General features: G+C 40.4%; 13 protein-coding genes and 1 riboswitch. Of the genes, 4 read left to right on the forward strand and 9 right to left on the reverse strand.

Annotated elements, in window-relative coordinates; all coding sequences use genetic code 11:
- The first annotated feature begins 413 nt into the window (after positions 1–413).
- Positions 414–959, forward strand: coding sequence for a cysteine hydrolase family protein (locus B6F02_RS10225; RefSeq protein ID WP_080147242.1), 546 nt, complete (start codon positions 414–416; stop codon positions 957–959).
- A gap of 177 nt (positions 960–1,136) precedes the next feature.
- A riboswitch (SAM riboswitch) is annotated at positions 1,137–1,239 on the forward strand.
- A gap of 76 nt (positions 1,240–1,315) precedes the next feature.
- On the forward strand, positions 1,316–1,537 hold the full coding sequence (locus B6F02_RS10230; RefSeq protein WP_080147243.1) for a hypothetical protein: 222 nt from the start codon (positions 1,316–1,318) through the stop codon (positions 1,535–1,537).
- A 580-nt stretch (positions 1,538–2,117) separates the two neighbouring features.
- Here B6F02_RS10230 and B6F02_RS10235 read toward each other — a convergent pair.
- The gene (locus B6F02_RS10235) at positions 2,118–3,011 is read right to left on the reverse strand and encodes a glycine betaine ABC transporter substrate-binding protein (RefSeq protein WP_080147244.1); all 894 of its coding nucleotides are present in this window, start codon (positions 3,009–3,011) and stop codon (positions 2,118–2,120) included.
- 823 nt (positions 3,012–3,834) lie between these two features.
- On the reverse strand, positions 3,835–5,217 hold the full coding sequence (locus B6F02_RS10240) for an alanine/glycine:cation symporter family protein (protein WP_256864684.1): 1,383 nt from the start codon (positions 5,215–5,217) through the stop codon (positions 3,835–3,837).
- A gap of 318 nt (positions 5,218–5,535) precedes the next feature.
- On the opposite strand from B6F02_RS10240, the gene B6F02_RS10245 reads away from it, so the two are divergent.
- The gene (locus tag B6F02_RS10245; RefSeq protein ID WP_080147245.1) at positions 5,536–7,164 is read left to right on the forward strand and encodes an alpha/beta hydrolase fold domain-containing protein; all 1,629 of its coding nucleotides are present in this window, start codon (positions 5,536–5,538) and stop codon (positions 7,162–7,164) included.
- A 241-nt stretch (positions 7,165–7,405) separates the two neighbouring features.
- On the opposite strand, the gene B6F02_RS10250 is transcribed toward B6F02_RS10245, so the two are convergent.
- The 5 genes from B6F02_RS10250 to B6F02_RS10270 all read right to left on the reverse strand — a co-directional run bounded on the left by B6F02_RS10250 (position 7,406) and on the right by B6F02_RS10270 (position 13,491).
- Entirely contained in the window at positions 7,406–8,881 is a 1,476-nt protein-coding gene (locus tag B6F02_RS10250) for a DUF5050 domain-containing protein (protein ID WP_179128573.1), read from the reverse strand.
- 64 nt (positions 8,882–8,945) lie between these two features.
- Positions 8,946–10,406 carry a DUF5050 domain-containing protein gene (locus B6F02_RS10255; RefSeq protein ID WP_080147247.1) on the reverse strand — a complete coding sequence of 487 codons (1,461 nt, stop codon included), beginning with the start codon at positions 10,404–10,406 and terminating at the stop codon, positions 8,946–8,948.
- A gap of 191 nt (positions 10,407–10,597) precedes the next feature.
- Positions 10,598–11,431 carry an ABC transporter permease gene (locus B6F02_RS10260; RefSeq protein ID WP_080147248.1) on the reverse strand — a complete coding sequence of 278 codons (834 nt, stop codon included), beginning with the start codon at positions 11,429–11,431 and terminating at the stop codon, positions 10,598–10,600.
- Positions 11,428–12,378 carry an ATP-binding cassette domain-containing protein gene (locus tag B6F02_RS10265; RefSeq protein ID WP_080147249.1) on the reverse strand — a complete coding sequence of 317 codons (951 nt, stop codon included), beginning with the start codon at positions 12,376–12,378 and terminating at the stop codon, positions 11,428–11,430. Before B6F02_RS10265 ends, B6F02_RS10260 begins: the two co-directional genes overlap by 4 nt.
- Before the next feature lie 201 nt (positions 12,379–12,579).
- Positions 12,580–13,491 (reverse strand): DUF4349 domain-containing protein, encoded by a 912-nt coding sequence (locus B6F02_RS10270; protein WP_080147250.1) that lies wholly within the window; start codon positions 13,489–13,491, stop codon positions 12,580–12,582.
- Positions 13,492–13,671: 180 nt separating this feature from the next.
- On the opposite strand from B6F02_RS10270, the gene B6F02_RS10275 reads away from it, so the two are divergent.
- Positions 13,672–14,274, forward strand: coding sequence for a hypothetical protein (locus B6F02_RS10275; protein ID WP_080147251.1), 603 nt, complete (start codon positions 13,672–13,674; stop codon positions 14,272–14,274).
- Positions 14,275–14,339: 65 nt separating this feature from the next.
- On the opposite strand, the gene B6F02_RS10280 is transcribed toward B6F02_RS10275, so the two are convergent.
- The gene (locus B6F02_RS10280; protein WP_143745284.1) at positions 14,340–14,999 is read right to left on the reverse strand and encodes a hypothetical protein; all 660 of its coding nucleotides are present in this window, start codon (positions 14,997–14,999) and stop codon (positions 14,340–14,342) included.
- Positions 14,989–15,606, reverse strand: a complete 618-nt coding sequence (locus B6F02_RS10285) for an RNA polymerase sigma factor (protein ID WP_218672181.1) — start codon at positions 15,604–15,606, stop codon at positions 14,989–14,991. Before B6F02_RS10285 ends, B6F02_RS10280 begins: the two co-directional genes overlap by 11 nt.
- Between the last annotated feature and the right edge of the window lie 477 nt (positions 15,607–16,083).

A 16,083-nucleotide genomic window follows, 5' to 3' on the forward strand; every position in this document is an offset into this window, starting at 1 on the left:
GAACCCTCGACCGTTGACACTCCAAGACCATCTTCCATTTCTTTTCGGCTGCCCTCTTCCACCAGCAAGGGCTCTCTATGAGCTTACTACAACATGTACTCTTCTCTTCATCGTGTTCGAAAGAGTATTCCCACTCTCTCTAATGAATATCTAATTTTCATTTATAATAGCAAGTTCCCTATTTGTTGTCAAACATTATTTTCATTACTGACCGATTGCGCCTGAAATATGGTCTGACATCCTGCTGTACAAAGCTTTGTATCTTTCAGTTTCTAGTGTACACTATACTTATTGATTCCCCTATCAGAAATTTGATGAGTTGACGTCAGGATTTACTTTGACGTTTTCGAGCATAAAACCGATTCAAATTAGAAATGGCTTAAAAAAAGTGATCAGAAAGGATCTGTGTAAACATGAAGGCTTTAATAAATATTGACTATACAAACGATTTTGTTGCTGAGGACGGGGCACTGACTTGTGGGGAACCCGGGCAGAAAATACACGATAGAGTGTTGGCATTAACGAAGGAATTTTTTGAAGCAGGGGATTACGTAGCCTTTGCGATTGATAAACACACCGAACAGGATCCCTATCATCCTGAAAACAACCTGTTCCCTCCTCATAATCTTGAAGGAACAGATGGGCGACTGCTTTACGGTGACTTGGAAGCCTGCTTTCAAGATATCAAGTCCTCTGACACGGTCTACTATACAGACAAAGGACGTTACAGTGCCTTCAATGGCACAGATTTGGAAATCAAATTACGAGAACGCGGCATTACCGAAGTTCATTTGATCGGTGTCTGTACAGATATCTGCGTACTGCATACTGCAGTCGATGCTTATAACAAAGGCTTTTCCATCGTGGTTCACCAAGACGCCGTAGCCAGTTTCGATCAAGCCGGACATGAATGGGCACTCAGACACTTTAAGAATACACTTGGAGCAAAGGTCGTTTAGTTGTAATAAAAAAAGAGTCTCTTCCACTATATCTATTTAGTGAAAGAGGCTTTTTAATTGTATTGTCTTTAATGCTTAATCTTGCGGCTCATTTTATAATACTGATTCTCTAATAGTGACTTACTTATAGATTCATCTTCCAAACTATGGTACGATATCGGTACAATAGAATAGCAAAGCTTATTAAGAGCAAGCGGAGGGAATTGGCCCGATGAAGCTTCAGCAACCGACCTTTTGGCACGGTGCTACATCCAACAAGTGTGAACTTGGAAAATAAGACAACCATTCAGGCGAACACTTCTAAATTACTAAGTGGCGCTTTTTTTATTGCAAACAATAAAAGGAGAGGTTCAGTAATGGAAGTAACGACACGTGAAGTAAAGCAGTATTTCGAGGAGCTGAAGGAGCAGATGCTCAAGCAGCAAGCCTATTGGGAGCAAGTTGACCCCTATCCACATGCGGTAGGTGTTCTGATGCGTATAAATCGACTAGGATGGTATGAAAAAATCCTTCCCGAAATCGAAGAAGCCCTCAATACGATAGAAGAGATTGATTATAGAAAGGATTTTATTGAATAATATTGTTAAGAAACAGGTACACAATGGGTACCTGTTTTTTTTGAGTTATAATTTGAGTAAATTCACTTTTACTTGAGCCCCTCTTTTCTTCTAAGTTAAACATTTACCGTGTATTCCACAGATAGTGTACTATAAACATATAAACTCATACATATACAAACATTACGAGGAGGCGCAACGATGAACTCTTTTTTACACGCATAGGAAAAATTTTCTCTATAAGTCTTTTATTTATCGTACTGATTTACCTATCTACTTTTTTTACAGCCTATCATTTCATCAGTGGTGTCCGGAATTTTGCTTTCGCTGCAACGATTCTTGCTGTATTAATATCTGGCGCGTTATTGAGCGGAGACAGACTACGTGCAATTTTTATTCAAGTAAAGAAACTACAACGTCTTCATATAAGTCGCATATAAGTATAGTAAAAATTTATTAATTTTCTCACTCCCCTTTTGTTTGATTATGTTCATTCACTTTCTTTTAACTAGCTGAAGTTAAAATCAGTCTCTAACCATTTTAAAAACTCGTATACTTTTGCTGAATCGTTCAGTAAAAGTATACGAGTCTATTTCTTCTTTTATTCCATTTCTGGAAGATCTTCGACAGAGTCAACATCCATATATGCCGGAACGGCTAGTCCATTCAGTGCCCCGGACATGTTTGGTCCTAAATTGTCAATCTGACTTTCAAATTCTTCATAGTAACTTCCGAAAGTAATTGGCAGCCAGGCTGCTAAACTGGCATCTCCTTCACCGGTGGCCAGCGCTTGAAACATTATGACGGGATCAACTGTTGTAATGTCAACATCATAACCCAGTTCTTCCAGAACGACTTTCATAACATGTGAAGAGGAGCGTTCTGTATCCCAAGGTGTTGAAATTAAATGCAGCGGTTCTCCGTCAACGGTTTCACTGCCCTCGGTCCACTCTTCTACAAGGTCTCTATTTTCATCTACCCAGGTTGCTGAAGCTTCTTCAAAAGGAACATATTGAGCTGCAAGCATGACTTGCTGAATATCCTCTATTTCCCAGTTAAAGTTATCTAATATAGCGTACGCATTTGGCTTTTCTTCAGCTAATCCTTTTCTGGCAATCGTTTCAATAAATTCTTCTTCGCCAAGAGAATTTTTAGGATCTTCTAACATTTTTAAATCATACTCTTCAAAAATCCAATGGGGTGTCCATGCTGTCACGATAATCGGCTTTTCTCTTTTAATCGCCTGATCAAGTGAGGTAACCATACCTGCCGTTGAACTTCCCTGTACTTCCCAGTCTTCTAAGTTATCGTAGTCATCTAACATATCAATTGCTAAATCGTTAGTCCCTGAACCGGGTTCGATTCCAGTGAGTGTATACTCCACTGCTTCCCCTACATCAACGGACTGCTCTTCAGCATCTCCTGTTTCACAACCTAATAATACTAATGAAACAGGTAATATTGTCAAACTTTTACGATACTTTCCTTTACTCATTTTTTTCCTCCTATATTTTAGTGCTTCTTCAATTTATTTGCTATTAATAAATAGTAACCTGAATCTTCTCTATAAAGGTTATACTTAAGAAACACCTTAAATACCCTATCATAGATAGTCACGTCATTCAAATGATGACCATTCAGTAATAAATTTCAGATTCTACATCAGGAAGAAGGAGTTCCGTTAATTGAACAATAAAGAGCAAGTACACTTTTATGCATACTTGCTTCTTGTTTTGACTACCGTCTTTTATCGATTTTTTAAAATCTGATTTTACATCGTAACTAAGTTCTGGATTTTGTTTATTTTGATCTTATATTAATAGAGGTAAAAATAGTTTCGCTAACCCTAGAAACAAGAAAAATCCAACAACGTCAGTAGTCGTTGTTAAGAAATTTGCGGAAGCCAAGGCTTTTAAGAATTTCAACAAATCCTTTCGCATTTTAATAGGGAGGTTTCCTAATATTCTGCTTTAATGTTATTAGACATATAAGAAAATAATTGAACGATTGAGTTGAAGTCAAACAGTTTGATCATCCTAACTTATAGGCTTTCACTACATTGTTCCTATCGTGGATAATTTAAACTAAGGAAATGACCTCAAAAAAGAAATCTTTTTGAGGTCATTCATCGCTATAAAGTTTTCTGATTATTTTTTTTCATCAAACTTTAACGTATTTCCGTACTGCTCATCCAATCGCCCGCTAAACCAGCGACCATTCAATACTTCTGATTACAAAGTCTCTTTTTCTTCTTCGCTTGCTTTCAAGACATCTTCAAAAGAGTTCCTTTTAATTGTCAGCTGAATGAATCAGCCATTCTATTCTATTTGATTCTTTTCTTTTTCATAGATTCCATCTTTCCCAAAATACTCTTTTGTAGACTTAACGATTACTGGACTTAGGATCAGCAACCCCACTAAGTTAGGCAATGCCATCAGTCCATTCAGCGTATCCGCCAGATCCCAGACAACTCGAAGACCGCCGACTGCTCCTACCACGATCAAGGGCAGATAAACAATGCGATAGATGATAATAGATTTTGCACCAAACAGATATTCCATACAGCGTTCTCCATAATACGACCATCCCAGTAAAGTAGAAAAGGCAAAGAAAATTAAACCAAAGGTTACAATATAGCCTCCATACGCAAATCCTTTTTCAAATGCTGCCGTTGTCAGTGGTGCGCCGTCTAGCCCTGTGTCCCAGGCACCTGTCATCACGATAACCAGCGCAGTGATGGTACATAAAACAATCGTATCTGCAAAGACTTCAAAGATACCCCACAACCCTTGTCTCACAGGATGATCCGTAGTTGCAGCAGCGTGGGCAATCGGTGCACTCCCAAGACCAGCTTCATTGGTAAATACGCCTCGAGCAACACCATAGCGAATCGACAGCATAATCGAAGAGCCGACAAATCCACCGGTTGCCGCTGAACCTGTAAAGGCATCATGGAAAATAATTCTAAATGCTTCTGGTATTAATTGAATATTCAACAAAATAATGCCCAGTCCACCAATCAGATAAATAGCGGCCATAAACGGTACGATAATTTCGGTTACTTTCCCGATCGATTTGATCCCGCCAAGAATCACCAGCGCTACTAATACGGCCAGCACGATTCCTGTAAGTAACGGACTGATTCCAAATGTAGCGTTTAGAGAATCCGCAACCGAGTTAGACTGAACCATGTTTCCAATTCCAAAGGTCGCAAGCGTTCCGAAAATCGCAAAAAGTACTGCGAGCCATTTCATGTTGGCACCCTTGCTTAAGTAATACATCGGACCACCGACAAATCGGCCATCTTCTGTCTTTTCTCTGTATTTGATAGACAACACGACTTCCCCGTATTTCGTTGCCATTCCAAATGTTGCAGCGATCCACATCCAGAACACAGCCCCCGGACCGCCGATTGCAATCGCCGTACCCACACCGGCGATATTTCCTGTACCAACCGTTGCAGCTAAAGCCGTCGAGACCGCTTGAAAGGCCGTAACTTCTCCTTCACCCAGTTGATCCTGCTTGAACATCTTGAAAAATGTCTCTTTGATCACATACCCAAATTTCGTGATTGTAATAAATCGCGTATAAGTTGTCAGAAAAATCCCTGTTCCGAAAATCAATAATAATAGCGGCCATCCCCAGACCAAATCATTTACAAATGCATTAGCCTCCAATACCCATTCCATAAAACCTTCCATACTCAAACCCCTTTTTTCTCGTTTATAATTCATTATAATACCATACTCTATAACACTTGTGAGATGCTTTTTTCTAAAAAACTAGATGACTTCGGTTACAGATCTGTTCTTATTGTCAGGTATTTTGAATCAATAAAAAAGTGTACTCAGTTTAACTATCGACACGCATACTGAAGCTGTTTTTATTATTCAGAGACCAATCTATTCTCTCCATATAATTCAGAATATTTTGCAACTTGTTGTCTTATTAAATACAATGATTAGAGGGACAGCTTTTGCTGATTATCCTAATTTAATCACACAGTATGGAGTGAAAACATGAAGTTATTTTTTAAGTCCTTATTTATCTTGAACATCGTTTCCTTTTTGCTAAGTATCCTTTACCTCGTCTTTCCTATAGAGACTGTTTATCTGAATGGGTATGGTCTACTACTGATCGTTACACTGACTGGTAATATTATCTCCAGTGTAAACGGAAGCCAATCTAGAAAGGCAGATTTTGCTTACCTTATCCTTTCCAGTGCTGGACTTATAGCCGTGATGCTTTTAAACACAGCTGCTTCGTTGTCTCCCACGAATACATCCTCTAGAAGTATACTATCGATTGGCATCCTTTTTTTAATGATGATCCTGGGCGCTATTGTCACTCGTACACCACATACAAAAAGGTCAACTAGAGGATTTTTCCTATCACAAAGACAGTCAGAAAAGAAAACACAGAAAGTCATTAGAATCATCCTGATGTTTTTATTGACTGCTTTCTTATTAATCGGTACTTTTTTAGCATTCGTTCTAGTAACAGGTAGAGATGTAGGATTAGTCCAAGTCGTTATCTCTCAATATAGCTTATTTTACAGCCTGATCTTTCTCAGTATTGCAGGTCTTTTACTTAAAATCTCAAAATTTAGGCTGCGGTCAATCATAGGGGTTCTGATTTCAATTTTAGGTATCGCCTTATTCGTACTCTTCAATTTACCTTTATTCACTCTACCGTCTCTATTAAATGAAGCAAAGACCGACTATACTGAAGCATTTGGCGAAGAATGGAAAACGATTGGAGAAGACGATTCCTTATTTATGAGCAGTCCAATATCGATTCCGGATTACTTCTTCGGGACTGCTTCAACTGATTACACAGTTACTGAAGACGTTCTGTTTTATGAAGGAACCGAAGGAGTAGATGAAGGACTGGAACTTCGGTTTGATGTATACACACCGCCCGTCAATGCAGATCAACTCCCAGGACAAGGATCTACCTTGATACGCATTCATGGAGGTGGTTGGAATTCGGGTAATAAAGGATCTGAAAATCATTCGCAAATAAATAAATACTTTGCTGCCCAGGGATACGTCGTTTTTGATGTACAGTATGGATTGAATGACCAAGACCAGTTCGTCGAATTCGCTACTGTTCCTGATGAAATTTCCGGTGATTTTTCAATAGATGACATGGTACGTCATCTGGGAATCTTCACAACTTATCTGGCAGATCATCATGAAGAATACTCAGCCAATATAGATTCCGTATTCGTTTCAGGTGGTTCAGCGGGAGGACATTTGGCTAATGCAGTGGCACTGGGACTGTCCAGTGGTGAATACACTGACCTGTTAGACGACAGACTGACTGTCAATGGAATCATTCCTACCTATCCCGCAAATGGACTAGCTGGATATCAGGACATCACTGGTGAAGACGAACTGGTTGATCCGGCCTTACTTGTAGAAGAAAACAGTCCGCCTGCATTAGTCTATCAAGGCCAACATGATACGATCGTTGATCCACGAGTAGCAGAGAACTTTAAAGACGCTTATCTGGAAAATAACAACACCGAAATTGCCATCATCCGCATGCCTTACGGTGAACATGCCAGTGATTTGTACTTCCCAGGATTCTATAGTCAAACCTTTATATACTATATGGAACGGTTTATGTATCAGTATAGATAGCATATTATTACTATTTAGACGAAATTCTTTCTAATAATATATAAGGAGTATCCAACTTGTCAGATACTCCTTATATATTTATCTTTGATATTAAATATCTTCATCCATAAAACAAATCGAATCCACACTTTTTATTTCGTAAAAATAGTAGTCCGACTCATCTAAATCACAAGCAAAGCTAGTATTTTCCATCAATTTCTACATTTTGCGTTATAGACCTTTTTACACTCTCTCCAGCCCGCTACTCAAGCACTTCTACTTCACGATTTACTACATCAAATCTCCGCACCCGATCTTTAACATACCCTCCAGCAGACTTCATCAGCACACTGTCTCCTGCTTTAAGCAGTTCGATGACGCCGTTTGATTTGTAGATGTGTTCTTGACTTTCACCTTCAAAATCCGTTAGGTAGACGCCATTTTCTGTGGCTGCTTTTCCGGATTTATAGAGCTCGTCTGCTGAGTAGATGGAATAGAAGATGCCTTGTTCTGTCACTGTGTAGTTAGAAATTTTCTGGTTAACGATCAGTTCGGATTTGTGCTGTTCTTCTAACCTAGTGCGGTAGAGTTTTCCTTCTATATCAAGGTAGTAGTAGTCCTCTTTCCATTTTATGAGTTTGTGGGTGTCCTGGTCTAATAATCGGCTCTGACTGCTTTCATCCAGGTCAAGGCGGTCTGTTGGGCGGCTTTTATTATTTGTATAGGTAACGAGCAATTCGTCATCCGTTACCGCCAGGTCGGTCACGTGTTCGTCGAGTAGTCGTTCGATCTGGTTGCCATTCAGATCCATTCGGTAAAGGTTGTTGTCATCATCTTCATTGATGAAGTAGATCCAGTTGTCTTGGATTTGGACCTGTTGAAGATAACTTAGATCGTAAACAATTTCTTTCTCCGTCCCATCTAATCGCATGCGTTTCAATGCATCATATTCATTGTAGTATAACCACTCGCCGACAATGTTAAAGTCCCGAATCATAAACATGACTCCCTCATTCATCAGGTCCGTTCTTTCTTTAAAATCTTTATCGGTTCGGTAGAGTTCATATTCATTTTCAACATAAAAAATGTACTGTTCATTTTCCGCAGCATATCCGCCATTATTGTGATTTTCGATAGAATTTCCTGCAAGTTGATCTGACGGCATTTCGATCTGAGTTTCTGCACTGGCAAAAGCATTATGGTAAAAAACCTTCATCTCCCAAAGTAAACCTGCTTCCAGCAGTACCGGCAGTGCAAACAGGAAAATCGTCAGCCCTGTTTTCATCACTGGCCAGTGTCTCTTTTTCGGCAAGTCCTCTTCCCCGTTGATTTCGTTTGAAAATGCCTCTACATAATGCACGGGTCCTGAGATAGTGATCCAACCGTTTTGATGCGTTATTTTCACCGTATCCTTGAATACGATGTGGAAGGGAAAGTCGAAAGTTGGTCGAATCACTAATTCGTTTTGACGCCTATCTAAGATTTCCCAGCGTTCTGCATCCAGTTGCCTTTCTACTCCAGCAAATCTTTCAATTCTTTCCTCTGCATCCTGGTGCTTGTACCTTTCAGCAAATGAGTCTACTGTCACCCACCAGATTGAAAGCAGTGCTAACCAGTAAACGTCTAAATCTGCATTGAACAGCAACCGATAAATTAAAAAAAGCAGCAAGTATGCTGGCAAAAGCATAAAAATAGTACTCCTGACAGCTATCTCGATCCAGTTACGATATTTATTCATCCTTATTCCCCCAAGTACTGAAGCATTCAGTGTAAACATGCTGATTGTTCTTTTCGTCTAGTTCTTATAGTGTCTTGCTTTCTCCTGTTTCAGTATCCAATTGCTGCATTGTAGATTCTCCCGATTGTTCATTCACAGCATTATATAAAAGGGCGCCCTTTATTTTGAACAGTCCTTCAATTGTATCGTCTGACAGTTTTCGAGCAGGTTCAGTGCCTATAAGGTCAGTCTGATAGACCCCTTTTCCTTCATGTCCTATTTCCGCCTGATAAGGGCTATAGTAAAGCTGGTTCTCATGAATCGTATAGTATGCCACCCGCTCATCGATAATCAGCTCCGGGTGTGTGCCACTATTCAACTGATTTCGATATAACCGATCATTTTCCCCAACATAGTAATATTCGTCTTCTCGCTTAACAAGCGCTCTTGCTGGTGCTTCTAACACTACATCTGTATACTGTCCGTCCAGCGTCATGCGCTCAACAACCGATTGACCTGCTTCGTTCTGATGGCTGACATATAAGAACTCACCATACAGCGCCAGGTCCTGGATTTCTCCATCCATCATTTTCTGCAGCTGCCCGCCGTTCAAGTCCATCTTGTAAAGAGCGCTATCCTCGTTGAAATTAATAAAATAAATCCAGTTTTCGTATATATGTATATCAGATAAGTAGCTCAAGTTATAAATAATCTCTCGTTCTGACCCGTCGAATCGCCTGCGGATCAGTTCCTCTCCTCTGGTGTAATACAGCCATTCTCCCACAATATTCAGTTCATCTATCCCTATACCCTGTGTCTGATTAGATAGATACGTTTTCTGTTCAAATGACTGATTTGTTCGAATGAGATTCAAATTGTCCTCAACGTAAAAAACATGATCTTCATTTTCTACGGCGTATCCGTAGTTATTAGTGTTTTCTACAGTATTCCCCAGTCCGCTGTGATTCAGCCCAGAGATTTCGCTCACAGATTGTGCATCAGCATTATGCTGATACACCTTCCATTCCCAGACCAGATTTCTTCCTTGAAGAACCGGTGCCGCTAAAATGAAAAGGACAAAAGCAATCTTCAATCCCGTCACGATTTTCCCATTTGCAAAACTGTTTTTTCCTTGCAGATTATTTTTTAAAACATCTACGTAATATTTCTGCCCGATCATTGTGATTTGCTGGTTAGCGTAGATGACTTCAACTTTTCCATCAAATAGTTTATTGAAGGGAAAATCGAATCTGGGTCTGACAATCAGCCGGTGAGCGCGGCGCTCAACCACTTTCCATTTGTATTTTGTTATCAGCTGTTCTAGTCCAGAAAAAGACTGCACTTCAACTTTTTTCTGAATGGTTCTATAAATATCAATCGTCCATCTGTAAATCAATAATATGTATAAAAGGTACACAATCCACTGCAGTGCATCAGCTTCCAAAAAACGAATCCCATAATAGAAGTGCATGAATAATGCAATAGGTATGACTAAAAACACGGTGCTTTTTAATACAATGTGTGACCAGTCTTTGAATCGTTTCATTCGAACCTCCTGCTTAGCAATTGTCTATTCATCATTTTTGAAAAAGGATTGCGATATGTTTAATTTATTCTATTTTAGCAAAAAAGCACTCTATTTAGAAACCGCTTTTCAATAAATTTATAAAAATTTTGATCAAAAAAGAGCCGCAAAGAAGAAAATGCCTCTTTTTTGGCTCTTGTAAACATTTTGAATTAGTTTTTCTTCCGGTAAAGCATCATCGTCAGCGGTCCGAAGATGATGAGCAGCACGAATGAGGAAACAAGTACCCAGAAGATGTCGCCGGCTACTGGATATCCGTGCATCAACCCTCTGACGGCATTGACCAAGAAAGAAATGGGATTGATCTGTACGAAGCTTTCCAGTACGCTCGGCATCGTCTCTGGATCGACAAATGCACTACTTAAAAACGTCAGCGGGAACGTGATCATCATCGCTGTAGCCATCAACGCATTCTCAGATTCCATTTTCATGGCAAGAACGGTCCAGATCCAAGATAAACTGAATGAAAAAACCAGCAGGACTAAAACGGCTAAGATCACACCAGCAAATCCAGCTTGGGGTCTGAATCCAAGTATCATTGCAAACACGATCATGATCGCTGAAGCAATACTGTATCGGATGGTATCGAACAGCATTGCACCTACTAATGAAGACGGCGCCCAGATCGGCAAAGTACGCTGACGGTCAAAAAAGCCTTTCTGCAAGTCCTTATTCAGATCCAAGGCTGTGTACACAGTGATCTGCACAACAGTCTGCACTAAAATCCCCGGCAGAATAAATTGCAGATAGTCAATAACTGACCCTGCAATAGCACCCCCGAAGAGATACGTGAATAGCAGTAAAAACAGAATCGGCATTGCAGTAATATCCATTAATGCCATAGGTGTGTGTTTGGTTTTCAGTAATGACCGCATGGCAAACGTCCCTACCGATTGAATTGCCGTCGGCGGTGTTGGTCGTTTATCTGATACGATTGCATCCTGAAGTTTTACTTTATTAGCTGGAACACTTTCTAATTGGCTCATGCTTCTTCCTCCTCTGTCAGGGCTAAGAAAACTTCGTCCAAACTTGGCTGGCTCAACGAGAATGTCACAAGCTCAATACCCGCTTCTGCTAAATGGTTTAATATTGTCGTCGCTATGGCTGGGTCTTCTACTTTAACTAACACTTCAGCAGCTCTTGAAGACTCGCTCAAAACAAGTCCGACGCTTGACTCAATCAGTGATTCTGCTTGCGTTCGGTCTGCTTCATTTTTCAGCGTCAAGTGCAGCATCCCTGAACCGACAGAGGCTTTTAGTTCTGTTGCGGTTCCTTCAGCAATGATCTCTCCTTTATCAATTACAGCGATACGGTCAGCCAGCTGGTCCGCTTCTTCTAAATATTGTGTGGTCAATAATACTGTAGTGCCGGCTTTCGTTAAAGCACGAATCACGTCCCAGACTTGATTCCGGCTTCTCGGATCCAGTCCAGTCGTCGGCTCATCTAAAAACAGCAAATCAGGCGTTACCACGATACTCGCCGCAATATCCAGTCTTCTGCGCATTCCGCCAGAGTACTCTTTTGTCTGCTTGTTTGCAGCATCAAATAACCCAAAAGCTTCCAGCAGATCCAGCGCGCGCTTCTTTGAATCTTTTCTGGAAAAGCCCATCAATCGACAGATCATGACCAGATTTTCTTTTCCTGTCAAGTCTTCATCTACCGAGGAATACTGTCCTGTCAAAGCAATTCGCGGACGGATTTTTTTCGGTTCTGTCTGCACATCGTATCCGAAGATCGTAGCTGTTCCCCCATCAATCTCAAGCAGTGTCGCCAGCATCCGCACGGTTGTTGTTTTCCCCGCTCCGTTTGGTCCTAAAAATCCATAGACCATGCCTTTTTCGATGTTCAAATCTATTTTGTTTACTGCTTTAAAATCACCAAACTGCTTCGTCAGTCCCCTGACTTCAATAGCATATTCCCTCGATTTTTCCATGAGCATTCTCCCCTTTTCCCCCACAACTTTTCTTCTGATCATCCTTTAACACTTGTTATTATACCTTATTGACATAACTTGTTATATGTATTTACTGTAAAATCTGCTGTTTATTTAATGGTTTATCGGGACAAATAAAGAGACGTCTTTTCTAGAAAAAACGCCTCTTTATTGCTGCCTTATTTTATTGTTCGGTATGGCTTATTTCTTTCTCTTCTTATGAACGTAATAGAGAATACCGCCTATCAAACCAATCACGATCAGGAAAGGAATGGCATAGATGATCCAGATCAGAAGAGATTGCAGGAAATAGAAGAATCCGTACATTGATTCCATGAAGGCTTCGCTCACTCTGTCGATGAACGGCAGATGATCACCGCTGGAATCTGATAGGCTTGGACGCTCCATTACATACAGCTGTACCTCAGTATAATCGATCAGACTGTCAAATGTCTCCAGTTCTGCCTGTAGTGATTCGCGTTCTTGAATCGTCTCGCTCAGGCTGTTTTCCAACTCAATAATGTCTTCGATAGATCCTGCTTCTTCCAGCAGAGCTGTCAGCCGTGCTTCCTTGTTTCTGAGGACTTCGATTCTGGCTTCTGTATCGCGGTACGTTTGCGTGACATCCTGTGTTCCGATTGCCTCATTCTTTTTATAAGCCTCCATGTCTTCCAAGGCATTTAGAAAGTCTGTCAGCGATTCTGTCGGCACTCTCAGTGTGTAGCTGACACTTTTATATTGTTGCCCGGAAATACTACCCGGTTCATCAGTTGTTTCATTGGAAAATTCTATATATGCGTCAAACTGGTCGACCAGATCTTCGACTGTGTCTGTTGTCTGCTGAAAATCTAAGGTCTCGTATTCTAAAGATACTGTCTTGATGACTTTTTCACCAATCAATTCCCCACTTTGATTGGTGTTGGAAGCTCCTTCTTTCGGTTCTATCACTGTATTTTCTGAGGGTGAAGACCCAGGTTCTGATGCCATTTCCGAATCGGACATTTCAACACTTGAATCAGCTGATTCTTCTGCCATGTCGCCGTCACCGTTTGACGAACAGGCTGACAGGATCATTATAATTACTAATGCTATCCATACTATTCTTTTTCTCATTTTCTTTCCCCCTAATGATGATCGTTATGCTGTTTTATAATTCCTCAACATGTAAACATATTAAATCTACTGTTAATGTTCCACACTTTTCCCCTTTGTTATTCCGTTCTGCATTAGCGTTGTCTTCTGCGCTTTCCTCTAGTAAACTGTAATAAACAGCAAGCAGGAGGCGACGAAAAGATGAATACACAACATATTGAATTACAGAACAGTCACTTGGACTTAGAAGATCCAGCGGTTCAAAAGGCGCTGTCTTTGTATGACCAGCATGAAGAAGCTCCTTATATCTCTCCTAAAAGAAACCTGGATGAGTGGCTGGAAGCTGTAGAGATTGGTTCTGAGTCGCTTGTTCCTAAGCGTAACATGGTGCGTTTAGAAGAAGGGATTCTGCCTGGCTATCTGATTTTACTTTGGCGTATCAGTTTCTCGACTTTTACCAACGAAAGTCCTTTTCCAAAATATTTCGAATATACTTACGGTATCAATGCAGAGCAGGCCTTGGATGAATTATTGGAAAAACATTATGTTAAAGAGATGTCTGCCTTTGAATCTCTGACCTACCTAAACGCTGCTCAGTTAAAAGATCTGCTGAAGAAAAGAGGCGGATCCGGCTTTTCCAACTTGACCAAAGGCAAGCTGATGCAGCGTGTACGTTCTGCTTACTTGGAAGATGAATTAGAATCACTTTTCTCTGTTCGCGGATACAAGCTGACCTCTCCTGGTCTGGCACTGCTTGGAAAATATCCTGAGATCATCGACAAGCATCCGAAAAAGAAATTTTAATGAGTATTATTGGCGCGATAGACTTCTTAATGGCTATCGCGTCTATTTCTATATTCATTTTTTCCTTACTGTATACTGTTGATTACTTCTATGAGAGCTGATTCTGAGATCGGCTGGTCGAATTGAAGACGATAATTGAATCCATCGTTTTGCCATTCAGCCAAGTAAATATGATTTTCTTCTCCTGATAAGCTGACGGTTACGCCGTTAACTTCTATCGTCTCAGTCACCGCAGCGGAGTTCTCTCCGTCTCCAAATTCATAAAACCTTTCTTCTTTAATAAATGTCAGAGCATTTTCTGATCCAAAGAACTCGATCATGGCTTGACCCGTTTCTCCGGATGTATACTGACGGCTCTCCACCTCAAATGGTACTGTTTGGATGTTCTCTACCTCAAAACCGACACTTTCTGACAATGCCGCTCTTGAAGCATAAACATCACTCGATGGTGCACTTTCTAGCGCTGAATCCTCGCTGGCTATTTCTGTCTGATCGTTTCGGCTGCTCTGATTGTAGATCAGGACGCTTCCGAAAATGAATAGCCCTATACAGCAGACGGCTGTTACCACAGACAGGGTATGTTTCGGCAGCCGGAAAGCTTTCTTCTGAGGTTCTGATTGTTCAGACAGGTCAAAGGCATATTTACTGATGGCATACAGGATGCTGTCTTGCATCTCCTCCGTCACTTCAAGATGATCCATCACCTGGTTATAGTTATTCTTCAAAATCATAGGCCTCCTTCAATACTGTTTTCAGCTTAATACGTGCACGTCTAAGTAAAGAGCGGACCGTGGCTTCTTTTTTGGAGAGCATGTCAGCTGTTTGGGCAGTAGAATAGCCTTCTTGATAATATAAATGAATCACTTCTCGGTATTTGATCGGCAGCGATTTTACGGCTTCCCAGACATAGCTCAAGTCCTCACTCTTTTTTGCAGTCAGTGTCTCATTCAATTCGTCCGTTTTGCGTATATGGTTGTACTTGATTTTATTTTTACTGAGATTGATTGCCACTCTCAAAAGCCAGGCCTTTTCATGTTCAGCGGATTCGAACTGCGGATGCTTTTTCAAATATTGGATCAGTGTATCTTGTAAAATATCTTCCGCATCACTTTTATTATGCAAGTAAGAATAGGCGAGACGGAAAATTGCATTCCCGTATAATGTCATTAACCTGCTTGCCTGTTCCTGATGGGTCTCCTTCTGCTTTGACTGCCCCGATTCAGGGCGGCTGAATGCAAAAGAAGAATAAACGGCTTGAATCATATGCCAGATTGTCTGAAAAAAGTATCCGCTCCTCCTTTCTCTGTTATTCATTAAGTCAGCATGCTGCATCTGTTTTCCTCCTTACCCATTTTAACCATGTAAATCAGACGGCTTTAAAAAGCCTTCTTACCTTATATACAACTCAACAAGTCATAATGTTGCAGAAATAAATAAATTTTTTATTCTTTTTTATTCTTTATGATGCATTCTCTAGAAAGCAGAACGTTTATTAGTTCCATTATAGCCATACCTATTCTTCAATAGAAATAAAAGTCGTATGTGAGAATCTACCCCAATAGCTCAGTTAAGGCCAAAAGGGTTAAAGGAACGATTTGACCATCTCTCTGATCATAGAACAGGTATCTAATTCAAGATAGGAACCAGTTGGCCTTGAATGAAAAGAATCTGGGACAACCATTTAAACAAGAGAACAAGTAAAAACTCCATCCAATCAAGAATTTCTTTTCTTGAATATGATGGAGTTCTACTTTTGAGTTCGTTTGGTCTCAATCTCTTTATTTTACGAGGACTTACCAGCCTCTAACG

The organism is Marinilactibacillus piezotolerans (genome assembly GCF_900169305.1).
Classification (GTDB): domain Bacteria; phylum Bacillota; class Bacilli; order Lactobacillales; family Carnobacteriaceae_A; genus Marinilactibacillus; species Marinilactibacillus piezotolerans_A.

Bases quoted from the DNA above. Each gene is read 5' to 3' on its own strand.
- B6F02_RS10225 (WP_080147242.1), top strand. From the start codon at position 414: ATGAAGGCTTTAATAAATATTGACTATACAAACGATTTTGTTGCTGAG.
- B6F02_RS10230 (WP_080147243.1), top strand. From the start codon at position 1,316: ATGGAAGTAACGACACGTGAAGTAAAGCAGTATTTCGAGGAGCTGAAG.
- B6F02_RS10235 (WP_080147244.1), bottom strand. From the start codon at position 3,011: ATGAGTAAAGGAAAGTATCGTAAAAGTTTGACAATATTACCTGTTTCA.
- B6F02_RS10240 (WP_256864684.1), bottom strand. From the start codon at position 5,217: ATGGAAGGTTTTATGGAATGGGTATTGGAGGCTAATGCATTTGTAAAT.
- B6F02_RS10245 (WP_080147245.1), top strand. From the start codon at position 5,536: ATGAAGTTATTTTTTAAGTCCTTATTTATCTTGAACATCGTTTCCTTT.
- B6F02_RS10250 (WP_179128573.1), bottom strand. From the start codon at position 8,881: ATGAATAAATATCGTAACTGGATCGAGATAGCTGTCAGGAGTACTATT.
- B6F02_RS10255 (WP_080147247.1), bottom strand. From the start codon at position 10,406: ATGAAACGATTCAAAGACTGGTCACACATTGTATTAAAAAGCACCGTG.
- B6F02_RS10260 (WP_080147248.1), bottom strand. From the start codon at position 11,431: ATGAGCCAATTAGAAAGTGTTCCAGCTAATAAAGTAAAACTTCAGGAT.
- B6F02_RS10265 (WP_080147249.1), bottom strand. From the start codon at position 12,378: ATGGAAAAATCGAGGGAATATGCTATTGAAGTCAGGGGACTGACGAAG.
- B6F02_RS10270 (WP_080147250.1), bottom strand. From the start codon at position 13,491: ATGAGAAAAAGAATAGTATGGATAGCATTAGTAATTATAATGATCCTG.
- B6F02_RS10275 (WP_080147251.1), top strand. From the start codon at position 13,672: ATGAATACACAACATATTGAATTACAGAACAGTCACTTGGACTTAGAA.
- B6F02_RS10285 (WP_218672181.1), bottom strand. From the start codon at position 15,606: ATGCAGCATGCTGACTTAATGAATAACAGAGAAAGGAGGAGCGGATAC.